This is a genomic window from Pseudomonas sp. LBUM1649 (assembly GCF_059716155.1).
This window is the reverse complement of sequence record NZ_CP166807.1, coordinates 4,972,286-4,997,617: the sequence shown is the minus strand read 5'-3', so window position 1 is coordinate 4,997,617 and position 25,332 is coordinate 4,972,286. Positions and strand designations below refer to the sequence as shown.

Below are 25,332 nucleotides of genomic sequence, written 5' to 3'. Positions count from 1 at the left end.
GAGTTGGGCATGAGCATGCAACAACGCATTGAATCGACACTGGGCCTGCTACAGCCCGAGCATTTGCAGGTGCTGGATGAAAGCCACATGCATAGCCGTGGCTTACAGACCCATTTCAAGGCCGTGGTGGTCAGTGCGCAGTTCGAAGGCCTGAACCGGGTCAAGCGCCACCAGAAGGTCTACGGCACGCTTGGCGAGCTGATGGGCGAGTTCCATGCCTTGGCGCTGCATACCTACACGCCTGAGGAATGGGCGCAAATCGACGCGGCCCCGGCCTCGCCGACCTGTGCCGGTGGTAGCAAACACTAGCTTGAAGGGCAGTTGTGGCGAGGGGATTTAGCGAATCGTCGCACCGCCCCGTTCGCCTGCGAAGCAGGCGCAAGATCACTGAAGGCGGTCTACCTGCACTGTGGCAGTCACCGGATGCAGGGCTGCTTCGCAACCCAACGGGGATAAATCCCCTCGCCACAAAGGCATCTTGCAGTCCTAAAATTGCAGGTTTTTTGCTAGAATCCGCAACGCGCCGCTCACTCGGCGCGTTTTTTTTCGCATCCGGTTCACCCCTTACGAGGGTAGCCACCTGGAGATTTACCCATGACACAACAGATTGTCGTGGCGGCACTGTATAAGTTCGTCACCCTGCAAGATTACGTCGCTCTGCGCGAGCCCCTGCTCAAGGCGATGGTCGACAACGGCATCAAAGGCACGCTGCTGATCGCCGAAGAAGGCATCAACGGCACCGTGTCCGGCAGCCGCGAAGGCATCGACGGGCTGATGGCCTGGCTCAAGAACGACCCGCGCATGGACGACATCGACCATAAAGAGTCGTACTGCGACGAACAGCCGTTCTATCGCACCAAGGTCAAGCTCAAGAAAGAGATCGTGACCCTGGGCGTCGAAGGCGTGGACCCAAACACCAAGGTCGGCACCTACGTCGATCCACAGGACTGGAACGCGCTGATCAGCGATCCGGAAGTCTTGTTGATCGATACCCGCAACGACTACGAAGTCTCGATCGGCACCTTTGAGGGTGCTATCGACCCGAAAACCACCAGTTTTCGCGAATTTCCCGACTACATCAAAGCCAACTTCGACCCGGCCGTGCACAAGAAGGTGGCGATGTTCTGCACCGGCGGCATTCGCTGTGAAAAGGCCTCGAGCTACATGCTCAGCGAGGGCTTCGATGAGGTCTATCACCTCAAGGGCGGCATCCTGAAATACCTCGAAGAGGTGCCTCAGGAAGAAACCAAGTGGCAAGGCGACTGCTTCGTGTTCGACAACCGCGTGACAGTTCGCCACGACCTGAGCGAAGGCGACTACGATCAATGTCATGCCTGCCGCACACCGGTCAGCATTGCAGACCGCACGTCCGAGCACTATGTGGCCGGGATCAGTTGTCCGCATTGCTGGGATACGCTGAGCGAGAAGACCCGTCGCAGCGCCATCGACCGGCAAAAGCAGATCGAACTGGCCAAGGCACGCAACATGCCGCACCCGATCGGCTACAACTATAAGCAAGCATCCACCGAGGCCTGAACCATGTCTGCACGCCTGCTCTATGTGATGGATCCGATGTGTTCCTGGTGCTGGGGCTTCGCGCCGGTTGCCAACGTGTTGGTCGAGCAGGCGCAAGCCGCAGGCGTGGACGTGCACCTGGTGGTGGGTGGTTTGCGCACCGGCAGCGGTGCGGCGCTGGAGCCGACTACCCGCCGCTACATACTTGAGCACTGGCAGGCGGTCACCGAGGCCACGGGTCAACCCTTCAAGCTCGATGGTGCGTTGCCCGACGGCTTCGTCTATGACACCGAGCCGGCCTGTCGGGCGCTGGTGACTGCACGCGGCCTGGCGCCGGATTGCGCGTGGAAGCTGCTCGGGTTGATCCAACATGCGTTTTACGCCGAAGGTCGAGATGTCACCCACGCCAGTGTCCTGGTCGAGTTGGCGGAACAGGCCGGAGTGCCGCGCATCGAGTTCGCCGCCGCTTTCGACCGTGCCGATACGCACGCCGCGACGGCTGCCGATTTCACCTGGGTCCAGGACTTGGGCATTGCCGGTTTCCCGACGTTGCTGGCTGAACGCAATGGTCAATTGGCGTTGCTGACCAATGGCTATCAGTCCCTCAGTGTCCTTTCCCCCTTGCTCGGCCGCTGGCTGGAGCGCGCTGCCTGTGCATGATCTGGCCGACGACACCCCAACCGTTAAACGTGTCGACCGGCTGAGCTGGGCAGAAATCCGTCGCCTGGCCCTTCATCACAAGAAATCCCTGTGGATCGCCAACGGTGTTGCCGTGTTGGCGACCCTGTGCAGCGTACCGATTCCCTTGCTCCTGCCATTGCTGGTGGACGAAGTGTTGCTGGGGCACGGCGACGCCGCGCTGAAAATCATGAACCTCGCGCTGCCTGAGGTCTGGCAAAAAGCCGCGGGCTACATCGGCCTGATGCTGGTGGTGACCTTGGCCCTGCGTTGCGCGGCATTGCTGTTCAACGTGGTGCAGGCGCGCTTGTTCGCCGCCTTGGCCAAGGACATCGTCTACCGCATTCGCATCCGCCTGATCGATCGACTCAAGCGCATCTCGCTGGGGGAATACGAAAGCCTGGGCAGCGGCACGGTGACCACACACCTGGTGACCGATCTCGACACCCTGGACAAATTCGTCGGCGAAACCCTCAGCCGGTTCCTGGTGGCCATGCTGACGCTGGTGGGCACCGCGGGCATTCTGGTGTGGATGCACTGGCAACTGGCGCTACTGATCCTGTTGTTCAATCCCCTGGTGATATACGCCACGGTGCAGTTGGGCAAGCGGGTCAAGCACCTGAAGAAACTCGAGAACGACAGCACCTCGCGCTTCACTCAGGCATTGACCGAAACCCTGGACGCGATCCAGGAAGTGCGTGCCGGTAACCGCCAGGGCTTTTTCCTCGGTCGTTTGGGGCAACGCGCCCGGGACGTTCGTGATTACGCGGTGAACTCACAATGGAAAACCGATGCTTCGAATCGGGCCAGCGGTTTGCTGTTCCAGTTCGGCATCGATATTTTTCGTGCCGCAGCCATGCTTACCGTGCTGTTTTCCGACCTGTCCATCGGCCAGATGCTCGCGGTATTCAGCTACCTGTGGTTCATGATCGGTCCGGTCGAGCAACTGCTGAATTTGCAGTACGCGTATTACGCTGCCGGCGGCGCATTATCGCGGATAAACGAGTTGCTTGCCCGGGCCGATGAGCCGCAATACCCGGGCGGTGTCGACCCGTTCAAAGGTCGCGAAACCGTTGGCATCGAAGTCCAGGGATTGAGTTTCGGTTATGGCGACGAACTGGTCTTGAACCAGATGGATCTGTCTATTGCTCCCGGCGAAAAAGTCGCGATTGTCGGTGCCAGCGGTGGCGGCAAAAGCACGCTGGTGCAGTTACTGCTGGGCTTGTACACGCCGCTGGCCGGGACCATCCGTTTCGGCGGTTCGACCCAGCAGGAGATCGGCCTGGAAACCGTGCGGGAAAATGTCGCTGTGGTCCTGCAACATCCGGCGCTGTTCAACGACACGGTGCGCGCCAACCTGACCTTGGGCCGCGAGCGCAGCGACGAAGCCTGCTGGCAAGCGCTGGAAATCGCTCAACTGCACACCACGGTCCGCGAGTTACCCAACGGCCTGGACAGTATCGTCGGGCGCTCCGGCGTGCGTTTGTCCGGTGGCCAGCGTCAACGCCTGGCGATTGCGCGGATGGTGCTAGCCGACCCCAAAGTGGTAATCCTCGACGAGGCCACCTCAGCGCTGGATGCCGCCACCGAATACAACCTGCACCAGGCGCTGGCGCGGTTCTTGAGCCACCGCACCACCTTGATCATTGCGCACCGGTTGTCGGCGGTGAAGCAGGCCGACCGGGTGCTGGTGTTCGACGGTGGGCAGATTGCCGAAGATGGCGACCATCAGCAGCTGATTGCCGATGGTGGTTTGTATGCCAAGCTTTATGGGCATTTGCAGCAGCACTGAGTCAATGCCACAGGACATTGAGTGCGTTTTCCCCACCGTCGTAACCGAACTGTTTGATCACCACCGAGCATGAGTCGCAAGGTGGCATGGTGGTGGCGACGTTGACCGATTTGATTGATCGGGGATCGGGGTATTTTTCGCGGATCAACCTGATCAGTTTGCTTTCGCTGTCCAGGGATGTAGGCCTCCTTGTCAGTTCGGCTGTGTAAGTGTCGATATCTTTAATGGTATGCGGCACGGCTAGCAACTTGCCCTCCGGAGTCACGTCGAGGGCGGTGCGAGTGAATTGCTCATTGGAATCGATGTTGAAATAGCTCGTTTCGCCGACTTTCACCTCATCCGCCCCAAAATAAGCCTTGAACAACGGCAACTCTCCGGTCGTTCCTTGGGATCCCGAAACGCTGACGTAGATCTCGCGTTTTCCGGCGGCGGTGCTCACTTCGGCGTAGGCGATGTTTCTCATGGGGGAGGACCTCTGGCGGCGCGAGTCCAGTTGATGAAGTTTTTTCATCGCACTGTCTATTCTCAAGGCGCTATCCGGTTTCTTCAGATGGATAGTCGGTTCACGGAATAATGCATCGAAGATTTCTATCGTTTTCAGGCGAAATGCTTCCGGTGCTTCCTTACTGCGCGACCAGCTTGTTGCGCCCTCTGGCAGCCGGGTGACAATCATCCGAGTCGAATGATCAAACAAGACCGCCTCCCCAGGGTTGGTATCCACCTTGAGCAGTTTGAGCGTATCGGGTGGGTTTACATGTCCGCCAATCGGAATGGCAATTTCGTCCATTGTTTTCAACGCACGCTCCACCGCTTCCGTACCGTAAATCCTTGCCACATTGTTGGCATTCAACGATCCGGTGTAGACAGTCAGCAATTCTGCTTTGAGATCTTCTGGCAATGTGGACGCTTTCTTGAAATTCAGCGTGTCTCTTATGCTTTGACCTTGTGCCAGCTCGGCGACGTAAAAAGCTCCGGCATCCAGTCGGGTGAATACATAGCGCTTCGAATCGTCAATCGCCGGGATGATGGTGGCTCCGGCCTCGAAGGTATCAAATTGATTCTTTTTCCCGTAGGGAATACTCACCTTGATCCGCCCATAAATCCCTTTTTGGAACTCCACAGTCGCCGCGAGCCGGCTTTTTTTCTTCAGGGTTTTAAGCAGCATCGCCCGATCCGCAGTGGCCGGCGTGTACATACTGTCTCCGAACCACGGCGCCCAGCCTTTGTTTTCGTCGAAACTGCCAGTGGCCGGCGTTGGTGCAGGATCACGAGTGACAAATCTTGTTTTGCATACTTCGTTACTCTGTGCGCGTTGCACCCGACAAGGCAGGGATTTGAACATTGACTGATCGTCGATCAGGTCGGCGCGGCGCAGTTGATTGCCGTCCAGACGATAGGGAATGTCATCAACGAACAGTGTGGTTCGACCATCTACCTCAAGTACTTCACGGATATGGGCGTATTCCGGGAGTTCTACCGGGACGTGGGATTCGGTAGGAGGTAACGTTTTGAAGGTTGATCGGCCCTGGATGAGGTTTTCGCTGTGATTGTGCAGGCGGTGGCCATAGGGCAAGGACGTCACCGGATCGACGGGGTGGAATCGTGTCAGGTCCGACGGGCTGGTATTGCGCACAAGTACATCATCGACACCGTTCACCGTTGCCAGTCGATCATTGTTTGTCAGCGGCTTCCAGCGCCCCGGATCGGTTATCTGGGGCAGGTTGTGCACCAGTCGGTAGTCGTCGGCGTGTCCTGACAGTTTCTTGAACCCGCTAACACCCATGCGTCCCGCCGTATGCAGTCCTTTCCATGCACCGCTTCCCATTGTCTTGAGAAGTGTTGGAATTCCGTCCAGGGGATTGAGGTTGCTCAGCGAAGCGGTCAGGAGTTTTCGGGTTAACGTTGAAAAGGAAGGCAGACTTGCTTTGACGGTCATGCGCGAGGCTGCGGCCCCGGCCCGGATCAACCGCACCGAACCCGACATGAATTTCCCGATAGGGGTGATGAATGAAGCCAGGTCCAGCACGAGTCCGGCTGCGCCAATGAGTATCTTGTCAATTTTGCCCGACAAAATGTCTTCAATACTGCCCCAGAAGGGCACAAACCCTTTGGCTACTTCTATGGCCGTACTGATCCGTTGTTCGCTTCTGGCCCTGATGGTGTCGAATGCCGTCATGCCGCGGGCCTGGGTAAGCAACCGCTGTTCATCGACGTACAGAAAATTCGTTGCAATGTACTGGGCCACTGCATTCAAACGGGAGGATGCCAGCGCTGTTACTTCGCTATCGCTAACGGCTGCGATTGGCGATACAGCTGCGGGCACGTCACCTACCATACCGAGGATCGCTATGCAGTACGCCCTGTCAGCAGGCTGTGTGCCATCTAAGTGAGCGGCCCAATCGAGAAGCAGCGTAGTGCTGATTTCAGCAGTGTATGTTTGTCCGGGGATCGAGGCGTACAACGCAAACGTGGTGCGAACCCCGTTGACTGTTGAAACTCTCAGGTGGGGTCGACAACGAATGACGCCAGCACTTGGGATCAGTTCGTAGTAGGTAATTTCATGATTGTGAGTCACCTGTAGAACGAAACCTTTTCTCGGCCGGATGTCTCCCCTTACCTTGATGAGTTTTTCGTCCAGGTGCAGGCTCAGCAAGCGGATGTCACCCCATTCAAGGGCCTGGCGGTCGGCCAGTGGCAGTGAGGTCAGCAGGCTCGTGATCAGCGTCTGATAGGCCGACCTGATTTTCGAGAGGTAGTGTGTGAAGTCTGTTTCAAACTGTGTATTGATATCAGGCAACATCTTGCCTTCGTATTCGGTAAACACACGCCTTTCAATCCCCTCAAGAGTCTTGCGAAATAATTCCTCATGACGCAGGGTTCGTTTATCGTCAATCTTGATCCAGTGACTGGTTCGTGTTTTCCCGTCGGACCGGGTTACAAACCATTTTCTCTTGTCATCGAATTGGCCGTCGGCATAGACATCGAGGAATGCATAGCCTGGCAGTTTCAATGAGGGCGTGTCTCTGGGGCCGCCGCTCGGTGGGTCATCTCTCAGCAACTTGCATCCGTCCGATTCGAACATTGCATCGCCAAACAGCTCATCCTTTACCCGTTTGGCCATCTTCAGTCTTTCAGGGGGCGGCAAATCCAGTGTCATAACGGCGTTGTTCAGGCTCTCGCTGTGGCTTTCCAGCGCCGCGATAGCTTGTTTCATATCATCCTCGTCGTAATCGGATTTTGTTCGCGATTGAACGACGCCACAGCAGACCGCCCATTCCAGTGCCGGCCCCATCCTCAGTCGAGTAATCTGCTCAAGTTGTTCGGACGAGGCGTCGGCGCTCCGAGTCAGGGGCAAGTCGACGAGTTGTTGGAAGGACAGCGCTTGTAATCGATCAAGGCCAAGTTCATCTGCCAGCAGCACGCCGTGCATGAAGTTCACCCACACCACCGAACTTTTGTAAGGAAGGTCGAACGGGACATCGGGCACGGCGAAGTCTTTCGAGAGGCGGGTCTCGAATACCCGCGCGAGCATGATGGCCTCTTTAGCATCAGTGGCCCGTTTGGTGCGCAGCAAGTGCTGTTCAAAATCGCTTCGCAGGGTCTGGTAACTTTTGCCCCAATGAGCTGAATCTTGCCACCGGAAACCGGCGAGGTCCTGTGACTCGGGGGCTGACGGAGCGTGCAAGTAAAGGCATATGGCTTTGCAAACCAGTTTATGGCGTATGGACGTCGGCGTCAGTTCGCCAGGTTTTCCACCGAACCACTTTAGTTTCTTCAGTAGTCGGTCTGCCAGATACTGTGTTTCGGTCGCGTTCAGTATCCGCAGGAGGAATACCGAGGGCTTCGCGCGTAGTTCCTCTATGGAAGCGGGACGCAGTACATCGGCGCCCAGATGGCGGATCAACGAGGACTTGCCCGCCATGAAGTCTCTTACGGTGTCGAAGATTTGCGCATTGATGTGTTTTGCGATGTGCATGTCGATGGTCATGGATTGCGCGAGGGAGGGTAAGGCGCGCACCGCGGCCGCGTATCGTTTTCGACCCTCGGCGGTAGGGTGGGAAATCAAAGCTTCGATATTCGGGGCGTCATCAAGTCCCAGAGCCTGCCTGGCGCGAAATTCTTCGATGGTCGATGTTTCAGTTGAAACTGAAGAGGTTGATGTCACGTTGCACTCCTTGGAAAAACGTTCCCGCAACAGGGGGGCATGGAGTGCTCAGTAGATCGATTTCGAAACTTGCTGTGGCTGTACATATATATGCATACCTCGTGCTCTTGGGGCACTGAGGCTGATCCGGCGCTTGCCGGGATCGATAACCCACCCTAGTCTAGCTATAGCGATCACGTGGATGATGATCTGGCAGTGCTAAATAAGGGACCTCATGAATCAAGCGCGGACTCTCGGAACGCCACGGTTGCTGGGCATCGTCTGGCCATTTATCGCCGTTGTGTTATTTCAGGCCCTGTTGGGGGGCGTCAGCCTTTATGTGTTGTCGGCGGTCCGCGGTTATGTTGCCGGTGAAAGCCTGTGGTCCAAGGGCCAGAAGGACGCGATCTATTACCTCAATCTGTATGCCGACAGTCGCGACGAGCGCAAATTCCTCAAGTATCAGGAGGCCATTGCCGTCCCTCAGGGAGGGCACGAGCTGCGACTGGCGCTGGATCAGCAGCCACCCGATATCGAGGCGGCCAGGCTGGGGATTCTCAAGGGTGGCAACCATCCTGATGACGTCCCCAGCCTGATCTGGCTGTACCTCAATTTTCGCCATTTCAAATACCTCGAAAAAGCCATCGATCGCTGGACTCTGGGTGATGCGTACCTGGTTCAACTCGATGACGTCGCCAGGGACATGCATCAGCACATCAGCGTCAAGCAGGCCAACCCTGCCGACATCCAACGCTGGAAGGAACAGATATTCGAAATCAACAACGGGGTGACGCCGGCGGCAAAGGCCTTCAGCGATGCGCTGGGCGAAGGCTCGCGGATGATCCTGCGACTGCTGCTGGCGACGAACCTGGCCACCGCCCTCGGCCTGATCGCCCTGGCGCTGCTGCGCACGCATAAACTGCTCAAGCAGCGGCATGCTTTTGCCGACGCCCTGCAACTGGAGAAAGAGCGAGCGCAAATCACCTTGCAATCGATTGGCGACGCGGTGATCACCACGAATGTCGAGGGCGCGATCGCCTACATGAATCCGGCCGCCGAAGCCTTGACCCACTGGAAAGCCGAACAGGCCACCGGGTTGCCGCTGGCGGCGCTGTTCAATCTGCTGGACGACAATGCCCAGGCCGACGGCTTTACCTTGATCGAGCACATCCTGAGCGGTCAGCTCAGTGGCGGCAGCGAACACTCCAAGCTCATTCAGCGCCTCGATGGCAGCACGGTGTCGGTCACCTTGGTCGGGGCGCCGATCCGCAATGCCGGGAAGGTCAGCGGAGCCGTGTTGGTGCTGCACGACATGACTCAGGAGCGGCAATACATTGCCAATCTGTCCTGGCAGGCGACCCATGATGCGCTGACCGGGCTCGCCAACCGCCGCGAGTTCGAATTTCGCCTGGAACAGGCGCTGCAGGTCCTGACGCGACAGCCGGGGCGCCATGCCTTGATGTTCCTCGATCTGGATCAGTTCAAGTTGGTCAACGATACCTGTGGACACGCGGCGGGAGACGAGTTACTGCGGCATATCTGTGCGCTGTTGCAGTCCGGATTGCGCGAGGGCGACACCCTGGCCCGGTTGGGCGGTGACGAGTTCGGCATCCTGCTGGCGAACTGTGGGCCCGAGGCGGCCGAGAAAATTGCCGAGGGGTTGCGTCAGACCGTGCAGAACTTGCACTTCGTCTGGAAGGGTCGGCCGTTCGTGACCACCGTGAGCATCGGGCTGGTGCATGTCACTCAGCAGCCGACCACCCTCGAAGTCTCGCTGCGCGCTGCTGACATGGCCTGCTACATGGCCAAGGAAAAGGGACGCAACCGGGTTCAGGTGTATCACCCCGACGACTCGGAGCTGTCCCTGCGCTTTGGCGAAATGGCCTGGGTGCAGCGCTTGCACATGGCCCTGGAAGAAGACCGGTTTTGTCTGTACGCCCAGGAAATTGCACCGCTCGGTCATGTCGAACAGGGCGGCGGGCATATCGAAATTTTGCTGCGTCTGCATGACGAAGCCGGGCGCATGATTTTGCCCGACAGTTTTATTCCGGCAGCAGAACGTTATGGCCTGATGACTTCCCTGGATCGTTGGGTTGTACAGAACGTGTTCAAGATCATTGCCCAATGTATAGCCGAAAAGCACAAAGGGCCTTTAGCGATGTGTGCGATTAATCTGTCAGGCACAACTATAGGAGATGAGGCGTTCCTGGACTTCCTGCGTCAACAGTTCATTACTTACGCAATACCACCTGAAATAATTTGTTTTGAAATCACTGAAACCAGCGCCATTTCCAATCTTGCAAGTGCAATTAGATTCATCAATGAACTCAAAGGCTTAGGATGTCTGTTTTCTCTGGACGACTTTTGCGCCGGAATGTCCTCGTTCGCCTACTTGAAACATTTGCCTGTAGACTTCCTGAAGATCGACGGGAGTTTCGTAAAGGATATGCTGGACGACCCGATTAACCGCGCTATGGTCGAAGTGATTAATCACATCGGTCATGTCATGGGTAAGCGTACGATTGCCGAGTTTGTTGAAACGCCCCAGATCGAGCAGGCATTGCTGGAAATCGGGGTTGATTACGCTCAAGGGTATGTCATTGAACGCCCGCATCCGTTTACATGCGACAGCTTGCAAAGTCGTCCAGCCAGGCCGCAGCCCTTATTGTTCAAGGCGCCCGGCACGTTCCGTTGAAGTCTCTCGTTGATCAGAACAATCACAATCTAAAGGAACCCGACAGTGATCGAGACATTCAACCGAACCGGACCACTCATGGAAGCTGCAAGTTATCCCGCCTGGGCCCAACGCCTGATTCAGGATTGCAGCGAGAGTAAGCGCCGGGTAGTAGAGCACGAACTGTATCAGCGCATGCGAGATAACAAACTCAGTACAAAGACGATGCGCCAGTACCTGATCGGTGGCTGGCCCGTGGTCGAGCAGTTCGCGTTATACATGGCACAGAACCTGACCAAGACCCGTTTTGCCCGCCACTCAGGCGAGGACATGGCGCGTCGCTGGTTGATGCGCAACATTCGTGTCGAACTGAACCATGCCGACTACTGGGTGAACTGGAGCCGTGCTCACGGCGTCAGTCTGGAAGATCTGCAGGCGCAGCAGGTAGCCCCTGAGCTTCACGCGTTGAGCCATTGGTGCTGGCACACAAGCTCTGCCGATTCGCTGATCGTTGCCATTGCCGCCACCAATTACGCCATTGAGGGCGCGACCGGTGAGTGGTCGGCGCTGGTCTGTTCCAATGGTGTCTACGCTGCAGCCTTCCCTGAGGAGGATCGCAAGCGGGCCATGAAATGGTTGAAGATGCATGCCCAGTATGACGATGCCCACCCATGGGAAGCGCTGGAAATCATCTGCACGCTGGCCGGCATGAACCCGAGCAAGTCATTGCAAGTGGAATTGCGCCAGGCCGTGTGCAAGAGCTACGACTATATGTTCCTGTTCCTGGAACGTTGCATGCAGCTGGAACACTCGGAAAAGGCCCCGGTGATGCGTGAGCGCCTGGCGCTGGCCGAAACCTGATCGGTAGACGCCCATGAAAAAGCCCGCCCCCCTGGCGACAGGGGGCGGGCTTTTTGCAGATGACCTGAACAGTCAGGCGCTGACTTTAAGCCCGACCAACCCGGCGATGATCAATGCCACACTGGCCAGTCGGAACAGCGCCATGGATTCGCCAAACAGGATGATTCCGGCAATCACTGTCCCGACAGCACCCACCCCCGTCCAGATCGCATAGGCCGTGCCCAGCGGCAATTCCTTCATGGCAAGGCCCAGCAAGCCAAGGCTGATTGCCATGGCCGTTACAGTGAGCGCAGTGGGCAGCGGACGGCTGAAGCCATCGGTGTACTTGAGGCCAACGGCCCAGCCCACTTCGAACAGGCCCGCGAAAAACAGAATGATCCAGGACATGGAAGACCTCCATCGATTGACGGGGTCGTCCCCAGGCTAATGACTCGATCGAGCCGCGAGGTCGTCCTCGCGTTGCGCAATATAGTGCCCAACATTAACCGGGGGATCAAGTTTTCGGATCAGTCAGCCGCCTCCTGAGCCGCGGGTGGCGGGCGACCTCGGCGAAGTCTTCGAGCTTGAGGGTCAGGCTCATGCCGAACATCGCAAAAAAAGATCGCAGCCTGCGGCAGCTCCTACAGGGAAACGCATTCCAATGTAGGAGCTGCCGCAGGCTGCGATCTTTTTACTGGCGCCGCCGATCCAGACTATCAGATGCCTTGAGGTGTCTCTTCCCCACCCAACGCCTCGACCAGCGCCGGCAGGAAATCACCGAAGGTCAGCATCATCAGGGTGAAGCTGGCATCCAGTTGGCCGAGGGCTTCATCGCCACCGTCCTGTTCCGCCTGGTCTTGCAGCAGGTCTTCGAACTTCAGGCGCTTGACCACCATCTTGTCGTCGAGGACGAAAGACAGTTTGTCCTGCCAGGCCAGCGACAGTTGGGTAACCACTTTGCCGGTGCTCAGGTGCAGCTGGATTTCTTCGCTGGTCAGGTCCTGGCGTTTGCAACGCACGATGCCGCCGTCTTCGTGGGTGTCGCGCAGTTCGCACTCGTCCAGCACAAAGAAGTCATCCGCGGCTTTCTGGGTGGTGACCCACTCGGTCATGGTCGCGGTCGGGGACATTTTCACGGTCAGTGGGCGTACCGGCAGTGTGCCGATCACTTCGCGCAGGGTGGACAACAGGTCCTCGGCGCGTTTCGGGCTGGCCGAGTTGACCAGGATCAGGCCCTGTTTCGGCGCAATGGCGGCGAAAGTCGAGGAGCGACGGATAAAGGCGCGCGGCAGGAAGGCCTGGATAATTTCATCCTTGATCTGGTCGCGCTCCTTTTTATAGACCTTGCGCATTTGCTCGGCCTCGATCTCTTCGACCTTCTCCTTCACCGCGTCACGCACGACGCTGCCCGGCAGAATGCGTTCTTCCTTGCGCGCGCTGATCAGCAGGAAATCACCGCTGACGTGCACCAGCGGGGCATCTTCGCCCTTGCCGAACGGCGCGACGAAACCGTAGGTGGTCAACTCCTGGCTTGCACATGGACGCGCCAGCTTGGTGGCCAGTGCAGTCTCCAACGCCTCGGCATTAACAGGCAGATCTTGGGTCAGGCGATAGATAAGCAGGTTTTTGAACCACATGGGGTGAGTCTCTCCTTTATACAAAGGGGGGCATTATTGTCTTCCGTGTGCCATAGGCCAACCCTTCTCTAAGCCTTTGGAAGGCATCAGAAAATTAATTAAAAAAGTGCTTGCCAGAGGTGGGAGCGCTCCGTAGAATGCGCGCCACACCGAAGCGAAGGGTGATTAGCTCAGCTGGGAGAGCGTCTGCCTTACAAGCAGAATGTCGGCGGTTCGATCCCGTCATCACCCACCATTCGTTTTCAGTGTTACGCGCAGCGGTAGTTCAGTCGGTTAGAATACCGGCCTGTCACGCCGGGGGTCGCGGGTTCGAGTCCCGTCCGCTGCGCCATATTCGGTTACCTGGAACGCTGAACGCCAGGTCACCACGGAAAAGCCCGCTAATGCGGGCTTTTTTCTGTCCGTCGTTTGTCCGTTGTACCCGTGGGATGCATCGTTTTACCGGTTTTCAGATTTTTTTGAAAAATTTATCAATTAAATCAACACTTTATGAAAACATGTGGCATAATGTGCCCCGCAACGAAGGAAAAGGGTGATTAGCTCAGCTGGGAGAGCGTCTGCCTTACAAGCAGAATGTCGGCGGTTCGATCCCGTCATCACCCACCACTTTCAACGCTACGCGCAGCGGTAGTTCAGTCGGTTAGAATACCGGCCTGTCACGCCGGGGGTCGCGGGTTCGAGTCCCGTCCGCTGCGCCATATTCGGTAACCTGGAACACTGAACGCCAGGTCACCACAGAAAGCCCGCTCAATGCGGGCTTTTTGCTGTCTGGGTTTTGGTTTTCCTTCCCTTTGTATCCCTATTGCCCGGCATTACGAGTGTGGCGGTAATCGCTGACGGCTTCGTAAACGGCTCTGCGCAAGCGATTGATCCCGCCGATGGGGCGGTGCGCATCAAGCCCGAACCATGGGTTGAAAGACAGGTTGTCGCATTGCAGGTTCAGTGCCGGGGTGTCGAAATCCTGGGCGGGCATGGTGATCCGCGCCACCGTCTCGAAGGGTGCATCGCTTTCCTGCCATTGGATGCTGGTGTCCTCGATGGGCATGTACTTGCCCGTGTCCTGCCGCTGTATCTGCAAGACGAAACACGCCGGCATCCGATCGGTCGATAACTGCTGGTACAGCGCATTGCGCAGGAAATTCGGCAACTTCTGATTCTGCGCGGGCAGGGTGTAGGCCGGGCAGCTGTCAGGATCCGGCATGACCCGAAACTTTGCATTGGCCTCTCCGAACTTGTAGGGCGAAACCGAAAAGTAAGTCGTGCGCGTCGGACTATCCGGGGCGGGGGAGAGTGTCGCCAGGGCGATGAACAGATGGCGGACCTGCCAGGTGCGCGGGTCCCAACCCGGAAAGAACGCCAGCGCCTTTTTGCCATCCGCCTGGGCGGCCACATTCTGACGATACTCGGCGACATCGCTGACAAAGAAGTTCGGATGACTGAACATCACGAAGTCCTGTTCACCTCGACCCGGTTGATCGCTGAGCAGCTGTTTGCCGGACACATCGTGCAGCTTGATCGCCATGCCCCGTGCATCGCGGATGCTGTCGAATTGAGGGTATGCGTTGCCGTTGGAAAGGCGCAGAGTCGCCTGCCAGGTTTTGCCCGGTTCGCTGAATACCCCTTGGCGCAGGTCGTTCACCAGGTCCGGCAGCACTTGAACCTCGGCCTTCACGCAGCCGTGGGCCTTGGCGTGGGCATCGCGCAGGTAGCGGGTGCTTTCACGGTGCTGGTCGACGATACGCACCGCCGTCTGAATGATGTCTTGGGTCATCGCGGCTTCGCCGTCGGGGATCAGCTCTTGCTTTGATACCGGTCCACGGTGCTGCCAGGCGAACCACGCCGTGGCCAATGCCCAGCCGAGTAACCCCAGGCCGAGCAAACAGAGCAGGGTCTTGCCGAAAAAGGCGCCCAGGCGCGTCCACAGAAGATTCATGGCAGTTGCGCCTCCAGGGGGCCGCCCAGCACTTTCAAATACTCCAGCAACGCCCAGCGCTCTTCGGGTTGCAGCAAGCGGCCGATCACGCCGTTGCCACGCTTGCCGGCGCGGAATTCGTGGCCGCTGTTGTGATTACCGGTAATGCGTGTGTCGAACAGGAAACCATTGGTTCTTGCTGTCCGGCCTCGTAGTCAGGGCCCAGGACCCGGCGGGCGAATCGTTCGAACTTCCATGGGTTGTAGTAAGTGGAAGCCAGGGTCGCCACCAGTGCCTGACCAAAACTGCCGCCCTGCAGGGTGGGCACACTGGAGGGCAACACATGCTGCGCAGAGCCGCCGTCGATGCGCACGGCTTGACCGTTCAAGCGAGTTCACCGGTGTGACAGGCGGCGCAGGTAATATCCAGAAATGTATCCGCACTTCCGGGATTCTGATGCCGGGCGAAGCCCACGGGCAGGTTGCCGGGGTTGTCCGGTGTGGGTTTCTGCTCGGGGTCGATCAGGAAACCGAAGCGCGCGAGGTATTCCGGGGCGGCGAATCGTTGTTGCGAAAACGGCAGTTCCAGAGCGGTGAACCAGTCGTAGTGCAAGCCCTTGACCTGAGTACCCTGAGGCGTGAAATAGTAACGCTGGCGGTCTTCGGCGCTCCATTGGTCCAGGTAACGCACCTGTTGTGCGGCCCCGTGGCGCGGCAGTTTCGGGTTGGCGACGTAGTACAGGACCACGGCCAGGGCGAGGGCCATCAGGGCAACAATCAGACCCAGCAAACGGAGCAAGAGGCGCACGTTGGCCATCCTTGTCGATTTTTTCTTCCGTTATGCCTCAGCGCCAGATATGCGGCAAGAGGCCATTACGCCAGATGTTCAGCCTCCCTGAGCGCAAGATGACAGAAGTTTCATCATCAACATGGCGAAATGCGTTTAAACACCTGAACTTATCGCCAGTTTGCGGCTCTCATGCCGGTAGCCATTGGTCGTGGCCGCCTGATAAGCTCGCGACTTTACTCGATTGCCCTTTAGGCGCATGAACAAGGAAATAGCATGAAACAGCATCGGTTGGCGGCGGCGGTGGCCCTGGTTAGCCTGGTACTTGCGGGTTGCGACTCGCAAACCAGCGTAGAGCTGAAAACCCCGGCGCAAAAAGCTTCCTACGGGATTGGCCTGAACATGGGCAAGAGCCTGGCTCAGGAAGGCATGGATGATCTGGACTCCAAAGCCGTTGCCCAAGGCATCGAAGATGCGGTTGGCAAGAAAGAACAGAAGCTCAAGGATGAAGAATTGGTAGAAGCCTTCGCCGCGCTGCAAAAGCGTGCCGAAGAGCGTATGGCCAAGATGAGCGAAGAGTCGGCAGCCGCCGGCAAGAAATTCCTCGAAGATAACGCCAAGAAAGCTGGCGTCGTGACCACCGCTTCGGGCCTGCAATATGAAGTGGAAAAGAAAGCCGATGGGGCCCAGCCCAAGCCGACTGACGTAGTGACCGTTCACTACACCGGCAAGCTGACCAATGGCACCGTTTTCGACAGCTCCGTCGAGCGCGGCAGCCCGATCGATCTGCCGGTCAGCGGTGTGATCCCGGGTTGGGTCGAAGGCCTGCAACTGATGCACGTCGGCGAGAAGTACAAGCTGTATATTCCTAGCGAACTGGCTTACGGCGCGCAAAGCCCAAGCCCAGCGATCCCGGCCAACTCGGTACTGGTGTTCGACCTGGAACTGTTAGCAATCAAGGATCCAGCAAAAGAAGACGCCGCCAAGTAATCCGCGTCTGCCTTGAGACAACGCCTCGCTCATGCGGGGCGTTGTTGCATCTGGCGTTGATTGCACAAACCCGTGTGCACAGGTAAACAAAGCGAACAGTTGCGGTAAGCTGAAGTCATAGTCAGTGTGGGGGCCGTGCCTAACCCTCGGCAGACCTCCAAGTCAATGAAATATTAGGATTTTTTAGATGGGCAAAAAACGCCCGATCTGAGTTCAGCCCTTATGCAGCGGGGCTTTCAGCCATGAAAAGTGGCTCTGTTCACAAGGTTATCCACAATTTGTGTGGATAACATTCTTGTCGGAGGCGTCATGAAAGCACCCTGGAATTTTGCTCGTTTCCTGCCCTTGGCCGGACGCCTGCTCGCCCGTGGGCGCTTGCCGACCTTGCTGTTTGCAGTGGCCAGCAAAGGTGCCAGCCAGGGTAATCGGTTGGGCAAGCTCAAGGATGATCTTCGCCTGTTGCAGGCGCTGTGCCTGGCGTATTGGCGGGGTGAATACCGGGCCATCAGTCCCAAGGCGCTGATATCGGTCGTTGCCGGCCTGATGTATTTCCTCAGTCCGATCGATGCCATTCCGGATTTTCTGCCGCTGTTCGGCATGATCGATGACATCGCCGTGCTGGCCTGGCTGATGAAAGTCCTCGACGATGAACTCAACGCCTTCCGCGCCTGGCGCAAACGCCAGGTGCCGGAAAAGCTCGCCGTGGTCGAGCGCCTGCCCGATACCCCTGAACAACTCAAGCTTCAAGGACCAAAAAAAACCTGATTCGATCCAGTCTGTGCTTCAGATAGATCGCCCCCGCGACCTTGGCCGCTGTTAGGATTACACTTCTAGGGAAAAGTGCCGACTCGCTAAGTGTTGTTGTCCTACGGGGTAGTCATGGATATTCAGATAATTACACGCGAAGGCGAGCCCGAATATGCGGTTCTGCCGTGGGCTCAGTATCAGGCTCTACTGAAAGCAGCAGGCATCAACCAAGCACCGTCGCGTCCGGCCCCGGCGCCGCTCGCGACAACGCCAGACCCCATTCTTCCAGGTCTGGATCAACTACGCAGTTTGCGCGAAGGGAAGGGCATCGCCATCGAGGCGCTCGCCCGCACGGTAGGCATCAGCCCGTCTTATCTGGCCTTGATCGAAAGTGGTGAGCGTCTGCCCGACGCCGCGATTCGCCGCAGCCTGGCCTGGGAATTGACGGTGCCAGGATGGAGGGATGAATCGTGAGCGTACGCATCAGTCGTCACCATTGGGACGGATTGCTGGGCGAGTTGGATCAGGCGCGCCGTCAGCGTCATCTCCTGACTTATCGGGCATTGCTGGAGCGTTTGCAGCTTCCTACGCCCGCCATGCAAACCCTGACCGCCGCACTTGAGCACCTGGCCGCACTGGATGCCAAGGCCGAACAGCCGCTGCGCAGTTCGCTGGTGATCAGCCAGGGTGCCAGCCGCTTGCCGCGCACCGGATTCTTCGAATGTGTCGAGCGATTGGGGCGTTTCACCGGCCCGTCCGACGGCGTCGCCGCAGCCTCCTGGCACGCATCGGAAGTGGTTCGCGTATTCGAATATGAGTACCCCGAATCGGCGGAAGCCTGAGTGTTTCTGCGGCTCAAGGCGCGGGCCGGTTACTGGCTGGCCCGCCGGTTGTTTCACTGGCCATGGTTTGTGCGCCAGCCTCGCGGCTGGAGCTGGCTGGAGGGCCAGTTCGCGCGCATGGCAAACCTGGGCGATGTCGGCGCCATGAGTTTCTATGGGCACATCCTGACCTTTCGTGGCGTCGGCCTGGGGGCGCGCGAAGAGGGTGTTCGTCTGTTGCGCCTGGCGGCATTGGCCGGTGATGGCAAGGCGGCCTACCAGGTGGGTGTGATCAGCCTCGCCGGGAGCCCGAGCAAGGCGCCGGACCCGGCGGAAGCTGCGCGGTTCTGGCACATGGCGGCCAAAGCCGGACATCCATTGGCCGAGATCAAACTCAAAGAGTTGGCGGCTGGCGGTTCTTCGCAGTAATCCCTTTATTGTTCGATAAGCACACGTGGCCTGAGGGAAACCTTGTGCCTCGTTGCGTTTAATTGGGCGAAATTTCTGGGCAAGGTCCTAGGAAGTTTCCTTCAAGTTGTGGCGGTTTTCGTGAACTGGTGCGCAGGGAGTTCAATCGATAGGCTTTGGGGGTCGCTGCATATGCAGTGACAGGGTGTAGGAACCCTTCAAGACTTTTAAGGTGATATAGCGTCGATACTTGATTGCGGCCGTTGAATTGCGTCCGTAAGATTCGTTGCGGCGGCTATGTGTGGGCACGCTTCGGCGTGGTCGAGTTTTCGCCCTAAAAGTCTCGATATTCCTACCCCGCGCATAGCTGCCACCCTAACCTGTAGGAAGGCGGATGGCAGTTCCCCTCAGACTTTTAGGGTTTCAAAATGACATCACTGCATCCCGATCCACCTTACGAAAAACCAATTCCCCACCCCGAAAACCGCTTCATGGCGCTCACCAGCAACTGCACCGACATACCCACCCTGTTCGTGGATACCCAAGCGCCGCTGGATGTTTTGTATGACGCGGCCGGCTATCGAATTCGCGCTGTAACCCAAGTGCTGGAGAACCTGTCCATGCGTGGAACGATCGAATGTGAATCCTTCATCCTCAGCGATTTTGCCTTGCTGTGCGCCATCCCGCTTCGCGATGGCTGTGATGTGCTGGATGTGATTGGGCGGCGGTTACGGGCTCAGTCAGCGGCGGATTAGCTCAGAGATTTGTAGTGTTAGAGCTGGCCTCTTCGCGGGCGGCGATCGACTTGCCCGCGGAGGCTTCCTTTCTAATCACCGCTGCCCCATCACCTCGTCCAGTGCCTGCTCGAGGGTGCTGACCGTGCGCTCGATATTGTGCAGCTTTTCGAGTCCGAACAGACCGATGCGGAAGGTCTGGAAGTCGGCCGGCTCGTCGCATTGCAACGGCACTCCGGCGGCGATCTGTAGGCCGTGGTTGGCAAATTTCTTACCGCTCTTGATGTCGGCATCATCGGTGTAGCTCACGACTACGCCAGGGGCCTGAAAGCCGGCTGCAGCCACGCTTTTGATGCCTTTGCCGATCAACATTGCGCGCACCCGATCGCCCAGAGCCTGTTGTTCGCCGCGGACCTTCTCGAAACCGTAGGCTTGCGTCTCTTTCATCACTTCGTTAAATCGCGCGAGGGAATCGCTGGGCATGGTCGCATGGTAGGCATGTCCGCCCTGTTCGTAGGCCTGCATGATCTGAAGCCACTTTTTCAGGTCGCAGGCGAAGCTGCTGCTATGCGTCTGTTCGATGCGCTCGAGGGCCAAAGAACTGAGCATCACCAGGGCGCAGCAAGGGGAGGCGCTCCAGCCTTTCTGCGGTGCGCTGATCAGCAGGTCGACTGCGCATTTCTGCATATCAACCCAAAGCGTGCCTGAGGCGATGCAGTCCAGCACGAACAGGCCACCCACCGCATGCACGGCGTCGCCGACGGCCCGCAGGTACTCGTCGGGCAGGATAATCCCTGATGAGGTTTCAACGTGGGGGGCGAAGACAATCTGCGGCTTCTGCGCCTGGATGGCTGCCAGCACTTCGTCCAGAGGGGGTGGGGCGTAGGCAGCCTGGCGACCAATGTCGACCGGTCGGGCTTTCAGCACCGTGGTGGCCGCCGGGATGTTGCCCATCTCAAGGATCTGGCTCCAGCGATAACTGAACCAGCCGTTGCGTATCACCAGGCATTGCTGGTCGGTGGCAAACTGTCGCGCCACCGCTTCCATGCCGAATGTGCCGCTGCCCGGGACCACCGCAACAGCCTGGGCGTTGTAGACCTGTTTCAGGGTCCTGGAAATGTTCTTCATCACGCCTTGGAACGACTGCGACATGTGGTTGAGCGAGCGGTCGGTGTAGACCACCGAGTACTCGACCAGCCCCTCGGGATCGATACTGGGATAGAGCTTTGACATGAATGACTCCTTTGGCAGAGATCTCAGTGGTATCGACCCTGCCCTAAGCCTTGGCAAATGACAAGATTGCTCGGGATTGAATTGCGACTTCTGTCGAGCGGCTGGCATCATCAGGTCCATTACTGGAGGTAGCAATGCTCGCAGGTGGCTGCTGAGTTGTGGGAGGGTGGGCCTTTGTAATCAAGCACCTCGTGCCCCATTGCATCCGGCATGGTTAAGGAAAAAAAAGGGAAAAAAAAGGGACGGATTTATTTTCCAAAAAGAGAAGGAAAAATAAATCCGTCCCCTTTTCACTCTCACTTTTCACTCAATCGTCGTGGTCACGCATCCGTGACGGTCATGCTGTCATCTGGTGGCAAGCGGTCCACCCGTAATGCATCAACGACCAGCGAAAATGCCTGGGAGGGTTGCCGGCGGCTGGGGTAGTACAGGTGAAAACCTCCGAAAGGCTCACACCAGTCTTCCAGCACCCGAACCAGGCGACCTTGAGCCAGTTGTGAGGCGAATTCGTCCTCGGGCAGGTAAGCGATGCCCAGCCCGCTCACCGCTGCATCGGCGATATGGGTGGTGGAGTTAAATAGCAATTGGCCGTTTACCCGCACTTTCAGCTTCTTGCGCTGGCGCTCGAATTCCCACGCGTCCATGCCGTCATAGGTGGGGAAACGTATGTCGATGCAGCGATGTGCCGCCAGATCTCGAGGGTGTTCAGGGACGGGATTTTTAGCGAAGTAGCTTGGCGCTGCCACTACGGCCATTCGTATCGCGGGGCCAATGGGCACGGCAATCATGTCTTGGGCCACCGTGTCACTGAAGCGCACGCCAGCATCGAAGCGGTCGGCGACGATATCGCGAAAGCCATAGTTGATATCGAATTCCAGCTTGATATCCGGGTACATCTGCAGCAGCGGCGTCCAAAAAAAGGGACGGATTTATTTTCCAAAAAGATAAGGAAAAATAAATCAAGGAAAAATAAATCCGTCCCCTTTTCCCTGCTTTTCCCTGCTATCTGATCGAGGATATTTACAGCCGCAAAGCTGGGGATTCCATGCGCACTTGGACACCCATTCCACGAACACTTGGACAGCGATTCCACGCTGACTTGGACACTCATTCCACGACCACTTGGACACTGATTCCACGAGTACTTGGACAGTAATCTCTCACTGATCCGACCCAAGCTCAGGCAGGCAGCAACGCAGGATTATTCACTACCATCGACCTCTTTTCTCGAAGCGAAGAGGTCGTCGTGGAGCGTATATCCATGCGTAAAATCCGAGAGGTACTACGCCTAAAGTTCGACGCCGGCCTGTCCGTGCGCAAAATTGCCACCAGCCTTCGCATCAGCAGCGGCAGTGCCGGCAATTATCTGCACCGCTTCAACGCTTGCGGGCTGACTTGGCCCACGCAGTTGTCGGACGCCGAACTGGAGCGATGTCTATTCCCGCCAGCGCCGACGGTTCCCAGCGATCAACGTCCGATGCCGGACTGGGCTCATGTCCATGCCGAGTTACGTCGCCCGGGTGTAACTCTGGCCCTGCTTTGGCAGGAGTATCGACTCGCTCACCCGCAAGGTTTCCAGTACAGCTGGTTCTGCGAGCACTACCGCCTCTGGGCCGCGAAGATCGATGTGGTCATGCGCCAGGAACACCGTGCCGGCGAGAAGCTGTTCGTTGATTACGCCGGCCAGACCGTGCCAGTTATTGATCGGCGAACCGGGGAGATACGCCAGACGCAGATCTTCGTCGCCGTCCTCGGCGCGTCCAGCTACACCTTCGCCGAGGCCACCTGGTCGCAGAAACTGCCTGACTGGCTGGGCTCGCACGTGCGCTGCTTCGCCTTTCTCGGCGGTACATCGCAGATCCTGGTACCGGACAATCTGCGCAGCGGCGTCACCAAGGCGCATCGCTACGAGCCGGATATCAACCCCAGTTACCGCGATCTCGCCGAGCATTACGGCGTAGCCGTGCTGCCCGCGCGCTCGCGTAAACCCAAGGACAAAGCCAAGGTTGAAGTCGGTGTGCAGGTGGTCGAGCGCTGGATCCTGGCGGTGCTGCGCAACCGCCAGTTCTTCTCCTTGGGCGAACTCAACACAGCCATCGCGCTGCTCGTGGATCGCCTCAATCAGAAGCCCTTCAAGAAGCTGCCCGGCTCACGCCGTTCGGCCTTCGAGACCATCGACCAACCCGCACTGCAACCGCTACCAGAACATCCGTATGTCTACGCCGAATGGAAAAAGGTGCGGGTGCACATCGACTACCACGTCGAGGTCGACGGCCATTACTACTCGGTGCCGTACCAGCTGGTGAAGCACCAACTCGAAGTGCGGCTAACCGCTAAGACCGTCGAGTGCTTCCACGCCAACCAGCGGGTGGCCAGCCATCTGCGCTCAGCACATAAAGGCCGCCACACCACCCAAACCGAGCACATGCCCAAAAGTCACCGCGAACATGCCGAATGGACGCCGCAGCGACTGATCCACTGGGCTGAGCAGACCGGGCCGAACACCGCTGGTGTCATCGCCTACATCCTCGAACGCCGAATCCATCCGCAGCACGGCTTCCGCGCCTGCCTGGGGATCCTGCGCCTGAGCAAACAGCACGGCGAAGAGCGGCTGGAAGCCGCTTGCCAGCGAGCGCTGGCACTGGGCGCGTGCAGCTACAAAAGCCTTGAATCGATCCTGCGCCAAGGGCTGGAACGACTGCCGCTGGCCCAGCAAAACCTACCGTTACTGCCTGAAGAACACATCAACCTGCGCGGCCCTGGCTACTACCACTGACCTGAAAAAGGACCACCAAAATGCTGCCCAACCCGACACTCGACAAGCTGCAAACCCTGCGCCTGCACGGCATGATCAAGGCGCTTGGCGAACAACATGCAACGCCTGACATCAACGATCTCAGCTTCGACGAACGCCTCGGTCTGATGGTCGACCGCGAGCTGACCGAGCGCGAAGACGCACGCCTGACGACTCGCCTCAAGGCCGCACGACTGCGCCATAACGCCTGCCTGGAAGACATCGATTATCGCAGTCCGCGCGGTCTGGACAAGGCCTTGATCCTGCAACTGGGCAGCGGCCAGTGGCTGCGCGACGGCCTGAACCTGATCATCGGCGGCCCAACTGGCGTAGGCAAAACCTGGCTCGCCTGCGCGCTGGCTCATAAGGCCTGCCGCGACGGTTACAGCGTGCGTTATCTGCGCTTGCCGCGCTTGATGGAAGAACTAGGCCTGGCCCACGGCGACGGCCGCTTCGCGAAACTGATGGCGGGTTATGCCAAGACCGACTTGCTGATCCTGGACGACTGGGGCTTGGCGCCGTTTACCGCTGCGCAACGGCGCGACATGCTTGAACTGCTGGACGACCGCTACGGTAACCGCTCGACGCTAGTGACCAGCCAGATGCCAGTGGACAAATGGCACGCGCTGATCGGCGATCCGACCTTGGGCGATGCGATCCTCGACCGGCTGGTGCACAACGCTTATCGGATCGAACTGAAGGGCGAATCGATGCGCAGACGCGCAACGAAATTGACGGCGACAGAGACTTCAGACTAACAATGCAAACCTGCGTCGCTGCGCTCCGACTGCCTGTCCAAGTGGACGTGGATCAGGTGTCCAAGTGAGCATGGAACGAGTGTCCAAATGATCGTGGGCTGAGTGTCCAAGTGTCGTGGAATCCGCACGCAAAGCCGTGGGCTGGGAGGTCTACGACGCGGAAAGCGGCGAGAAAGCCGCCGCGCTGCTGCAACGCAGCGTGATCGGCGAGCAGTGTTTACACGAACCGCTGGTGCTGCACTCGGACAACGGAGCGCCGATGAAATCGGTGACGCTGTTGAGCAAGATGTACGAACTGGGCATCACGCCCTCGCGGGGCCGACCGCGGGTAAGCAACGACAATCCATACTCGGAGTCGTTGTTTAGAACGTTGAAATACTGCCCGCAATGGCCGCAGGATGGCTTTGCCAGTCTGGACGCCGCACGAGCTTGGGTGAGGGATTTCATGCGCTGGTACAACAACGAGCACCGGCATAGTCGAATCCGGTTCGTCACACCGGCTGAGCGGCATCGAGGACTGGACCATCAGGTCTTGGCCCGGCGACATGAGCTGTACGAACGAGCCAAAGAGAAAAAGCCGGAACGGTGGTCGGGTTGCACACGCAACTGGGAGCCGATCGGCACCGTGCTGTTGAACCCGGATCGAGAGCAACAGGTCGAGAAAAGAGCAGCATAGTTAGACGGTTGACGCGACAACCACCTTGAAAAACGCCGAGCCTTTGCATCGGATTTGACCGGCACGCTTCGTAACCATGACCGGCAGAGAACGGCCAAGGGCGGTCATCATGTGACCACGAGACTAGATACGATCTGTCCTGATTCATGTGATTTCAAGGGCTACGGAGAGTAATAACACATTTTTTGATGGT

General features: G+C 58.0%; 19 protein-coding genes, 4 tRNA genes and 3 pseudogenes. 19 read left to right on the top strand and 7 right to left on the bottom strand.

The genetic code is table 11. The annotated features are described in order from the left end of the window. Nucleotides 1-9: 9 nt before the first annotated feature. From ACA058_RS23065 to ACA058_RS23050, 4 genes are all read left to right on the top strand, one after another. Nucleotides 10-309 carry a BolA family protein gene (locus ACA058_RS23065; RefSeq protein ID WP_497636049.1) on the top strand — a complete coding sequence of 100 codons (300 nt, stop codon included), beginning with the start codon at nt 10-12 and terminating at the stop codon, nt 307-309. Between the two features lie 285 nt (nt 310-594). Further along, nucleotides 595-1,536 (top strand): oxygen-dependent tRNA uridine(34) hydroxylase TrhO, encoded by a 942-nt coding sequence (gene trhO / locus ACA058_RS23060; RefSeq protein WP_497636048.1) that lies wholly within the window; start codon nt 595-597, stop codon nt 1,534-1,536. A gap of 3 nt (nt 1,537-1,539) precedes the next feature. Continuing rightward, nucleotides 1,540-2,175 (top strand): DsbA family protein, encoded by a 636-nt coding sequence (locus ACA058_RS23055; protein ID WP_497636047.1) that lies wholly within the window; start codon nt 1,540-1,542, stop codon nt 2,173-2,175. Next, entirely contained in the window at nt 2,168-3,985 is a 1,818-nt protein-coding gene (locus tag ACA058_RS23050; RefSeq protein ID WP_497636046.1) for an ABC transporter ATP-binding protein, read from the top strand. The genes ACA058_RS23055 and ACA058_RS23050 overlap by 8 nt, the downstream gene beginning before the upstream one ends. 1 nt (nt 3,986) lies before the next feature. Here the strand turns inward: ACA058_RS23050 and ACA058_RS23045 are convergent, their stop codons facing one another. Beyond that, the gene (locus ACA058_RS23045) at nt 3,987-8,150 is read right to left on the bottom strand and encodes a hypothetical protein (protein ID WP_497636045.1); all 4,164 of its coding nucleotides are present in this window, start codon (nt 8,148-8,150) and stop codon (nt 3,987-3,989) included. A 214-nt stretch (nt 8,151-8,364) separates the two neighbouring features. On the opposite strand from ACA058_RS23045, the gene ACA058_RS23040 reads away from it, so the two are divergent. Further along, complete coding sequence (locus ACA058_RS23040; protein WP_497636044.1) at nt 8,365-10,824, top strand: EAL domain-containing protein; 2,460 nt, start codon at nt 8,365-8,367, stop codon at nt 10,822-10,824. A gap of 45 nt (nt 10,825-10,869) precedes the next feature. Then, a complete protein-coding gene (locus ACA058_RS23035) occupies nt 10,870-11,664 on the top strand; it encodes an iron-containing redox enzyme family protein (protein ID WP_497636043.1) in 795 nt (264 codons plus the stop codon). A 72-nt stretch (nt 11,665-11,736) separates the two neighbouring features. On the opposite strand, the gene sugE is transcribed toward ACA058_RS23035, so the two are convergent. Next, entirely contained in the window at nt 11,737-12,051 is a 315-nt protein-coding gene (sugE, locus tag ACA058_RS23030; protein WP_059401924.1) for a quaternary ammonium compound efflux SMR transporter SugE, read from the bottom strand. A gap of 308 nt (nt 12,052-12,359) precedes the next feature. Beyond that, nucleotides 12,360-13,280 carry a recombination-associated protein RdgC gene (rdgC, locus tag ACA058_RS23025; RefSeq protein ID WP_497636042.1) on the bottom strand — a complete coding sequence of 307 codons (921 nt, stop codon included), beginning with the start codon at nt 13,278-13,280 and terminating at the stop codon, nt 12,360-12,362. Nucleotides 13,281-13,439: 159 nt separating this feature from the next. On the opposite strand from rdgC, the gene ACA058_RS23020 reads away from it, so the two are divergent. From ACA058_RS23020 to ACA058_RS23005, 4 genes are all read left to right on the top strand, one after another. Further along, nucleotides 13,440-13,515: transfer RNA gene (locus ACA058_RS23020), tRNA-Val, on the top strand. Between the two features lie 19 nt (nt 13,516-13,534). Then, nucleotides 13,535-13,611: transfer RNA gene (locus ACA058_RS23015), tRNA-Asp, on the top strand. Between the two features lie 199 nt (nt 13,612-13,810). After that, nucleotides 13,811-13,886: transfer RNA gene (locus tag ACA058_RS23010), tRNA-Val, on the top strand. A 15-nt stretch (nt 13,887-13,901) separates the two neighbouring features. Next, nucleotides 13,902-13,978 (top strand) — tRNA-Asp (locus ACA058_RS23005). Between the two features lie 101 nt (nt 13,979-14,079). On the opposite strand, the gene ACA058_RS23000 is transcribed toward ACA058_RS23005, so the two are convergent. Both ACA058_RS23000 and ACA058_RS22995 read right to left on the bottom strand, forming a co-directional pair. Continuing rightward, on the bottom strand, nt 14,080-15,213 hold the full coding sequence (locus ACA058_RS23000; RefSeq protein ID WP_497636041.1) for a catalase family protein: 1,134 nt from the start codon (nt 15,211-15,213) through the stop codon (nt 14,080-14,082). Nucleotides 15,214-15,385: 172 nt separating this feature from the next. Next, nucleotides 15,386-15,999: pseudogene (locus ACA058_RS22995) on the bottom strand (hypothetical protein); the annotation flags it as partial. Between the two features lie 255 nt (nt 16,000-16,254). Here ACA058_RS22995 and bamJ point away from each other — a divergent pair. The 6 genes from bamJ to ACA058_RS22965 all read left to right on the top strand — a co-directional run bounded on the left by bamJ (nt 16,255) and on the right by ACA058_RS22965 (nt 19,699). Further along, entirely contained in the window at nt 16,255-16,968 is a 714-nt protein-coding gene (gene bamJ / locus ACA058_RS22990) for a BamJ family beta-barrel-assembly machinery protein (RefSeq protein WP_497636040.1), read from the top strand. A 309-nt stretch (nt 16,969-17,277) separates the two neighbouring features. After that, entirely contained in the window at nt 17,278-17,733 is a 456-nt protein-coding gene (locus ACA058_RS22985) for a YkvA family protein (protein WP_497636039.1), read from the top strand. Nucleotides 17,734-17,847: 114 nt separating this feature from the next. After that, the gene (locus ACA058_RS22980; RefSeq protein ID WP_497636038.1) at nt 17,848-18,189 is read left to right on the top strand and encodes a helix-turn-helix domain-containing protein; all 342 of its coding nucleotides are present in this window, start codon (nt 17,848-17,850) and stop codon (nt 18,187-18,189) included. Further along, nucleotides 18,186-18,557 (top strand): hypothetical protein, encoded by a 372-nt coding sequence (locus ACA058_RS22975; RefSeq protein ID WP_008060892.1) that lies wholly within the window; start codon nt 18,186-18,188, stop codon nt 18,555-18,557. The genes ACA058_RS22980 and ACA058_RS22975 overlap by 4 nt, the downstream gene beginning before the upstream one ends. Further along, nucleotides 18,558-18,965: an SEL1-like repeat protein gene (locus ACA058_RS22970; protein ID WP_497636037.1), complete on the top strand. Its 408-nt coding sequence runs from the start codon at nt 18,558-18,560 to the stop codon at nt 18,963-18,965. It begins immediately after the preceding gene. Between the two features lie 407 nt (nt 18,966-19,372). Further along, complete coding sequence (locus tag ACA058_RS22965) at nt 19,373-19,699, top strand: hypothetical protein (protein WP_497636036.1); 327 nt, start codon at nt 19,373-19,375, stop codon at nt 19,697-19,699. Between the two features lie 75 nt (nt 19,700-19,774). On the opposite strand, the gene ACA058_RS22960 is transcribed toward ACA058_RS22965, so the two are convergent. After that, on the bottom strand, nt 19,775-20,911 hold the full coding sequence (locus ACA058_RS22960) for an aminotransferase class V-fold PLP-dependent enzyme (RefSeq protein ID WP_497636035.1): 1,137 nt from the start codon (nt 20,909-20,911) through the stop codon (nt 19,775-19,777). 320 nt (nt 20,912-21,231) lie between these two features. Beyond that, nucleotides 21,232-21,822, bottom strand: a pseudogene (locus ACA058_RS22955) (LysR substrate-binding domain-containing protein); the annotation flags it as partial. A gap of 350 nt (nt 21,823-22,172) precedes the next feature. Between ACA058_RS22955 and istA the strand changes: the two are divergent. The 3 genes and pseudogenes from istA to ACA058_RS22940 form a co-directional block, all read left to right on the top strand. Beyond that, nucleotides 22,173-23,687 carry an IS21 family transposase gene (istA, locus tag ACA058_RS22950; protein WP_497636034.1) on the top strand — a complete coding sequence of 505 codons (1,515 nt, stop codon included), beginning with the start codon at nt 22,173-22,175 and terminating at the stop codon, nt 23,685-23,687. 20 nt (nt 23,688-23,707) lie between these two features. Beyond that, nucleotides 23,708-24,463: an IS21-like element ISPsy14 family helper ATPase IstB gene (gene istB / locus ACA058_RS22945; RefSeq protein WP_024264899.1), complete on the top strand. Its 756-nt coding sequence runs from the start codon at nt 23,708-23,710 to the stop codon at nt 24,461-24,463. A gap of 124 nt (nt 24,464-24,587) precedes the next feature. Further along, nucleotides 24,588-25,139: pseudogene (locus tag ACA058_RS22940) on the top strand (transposase); the annotation flags it as partial. Nucleotides 25,140-25,332: the final 193 nt, after the last annotated feature.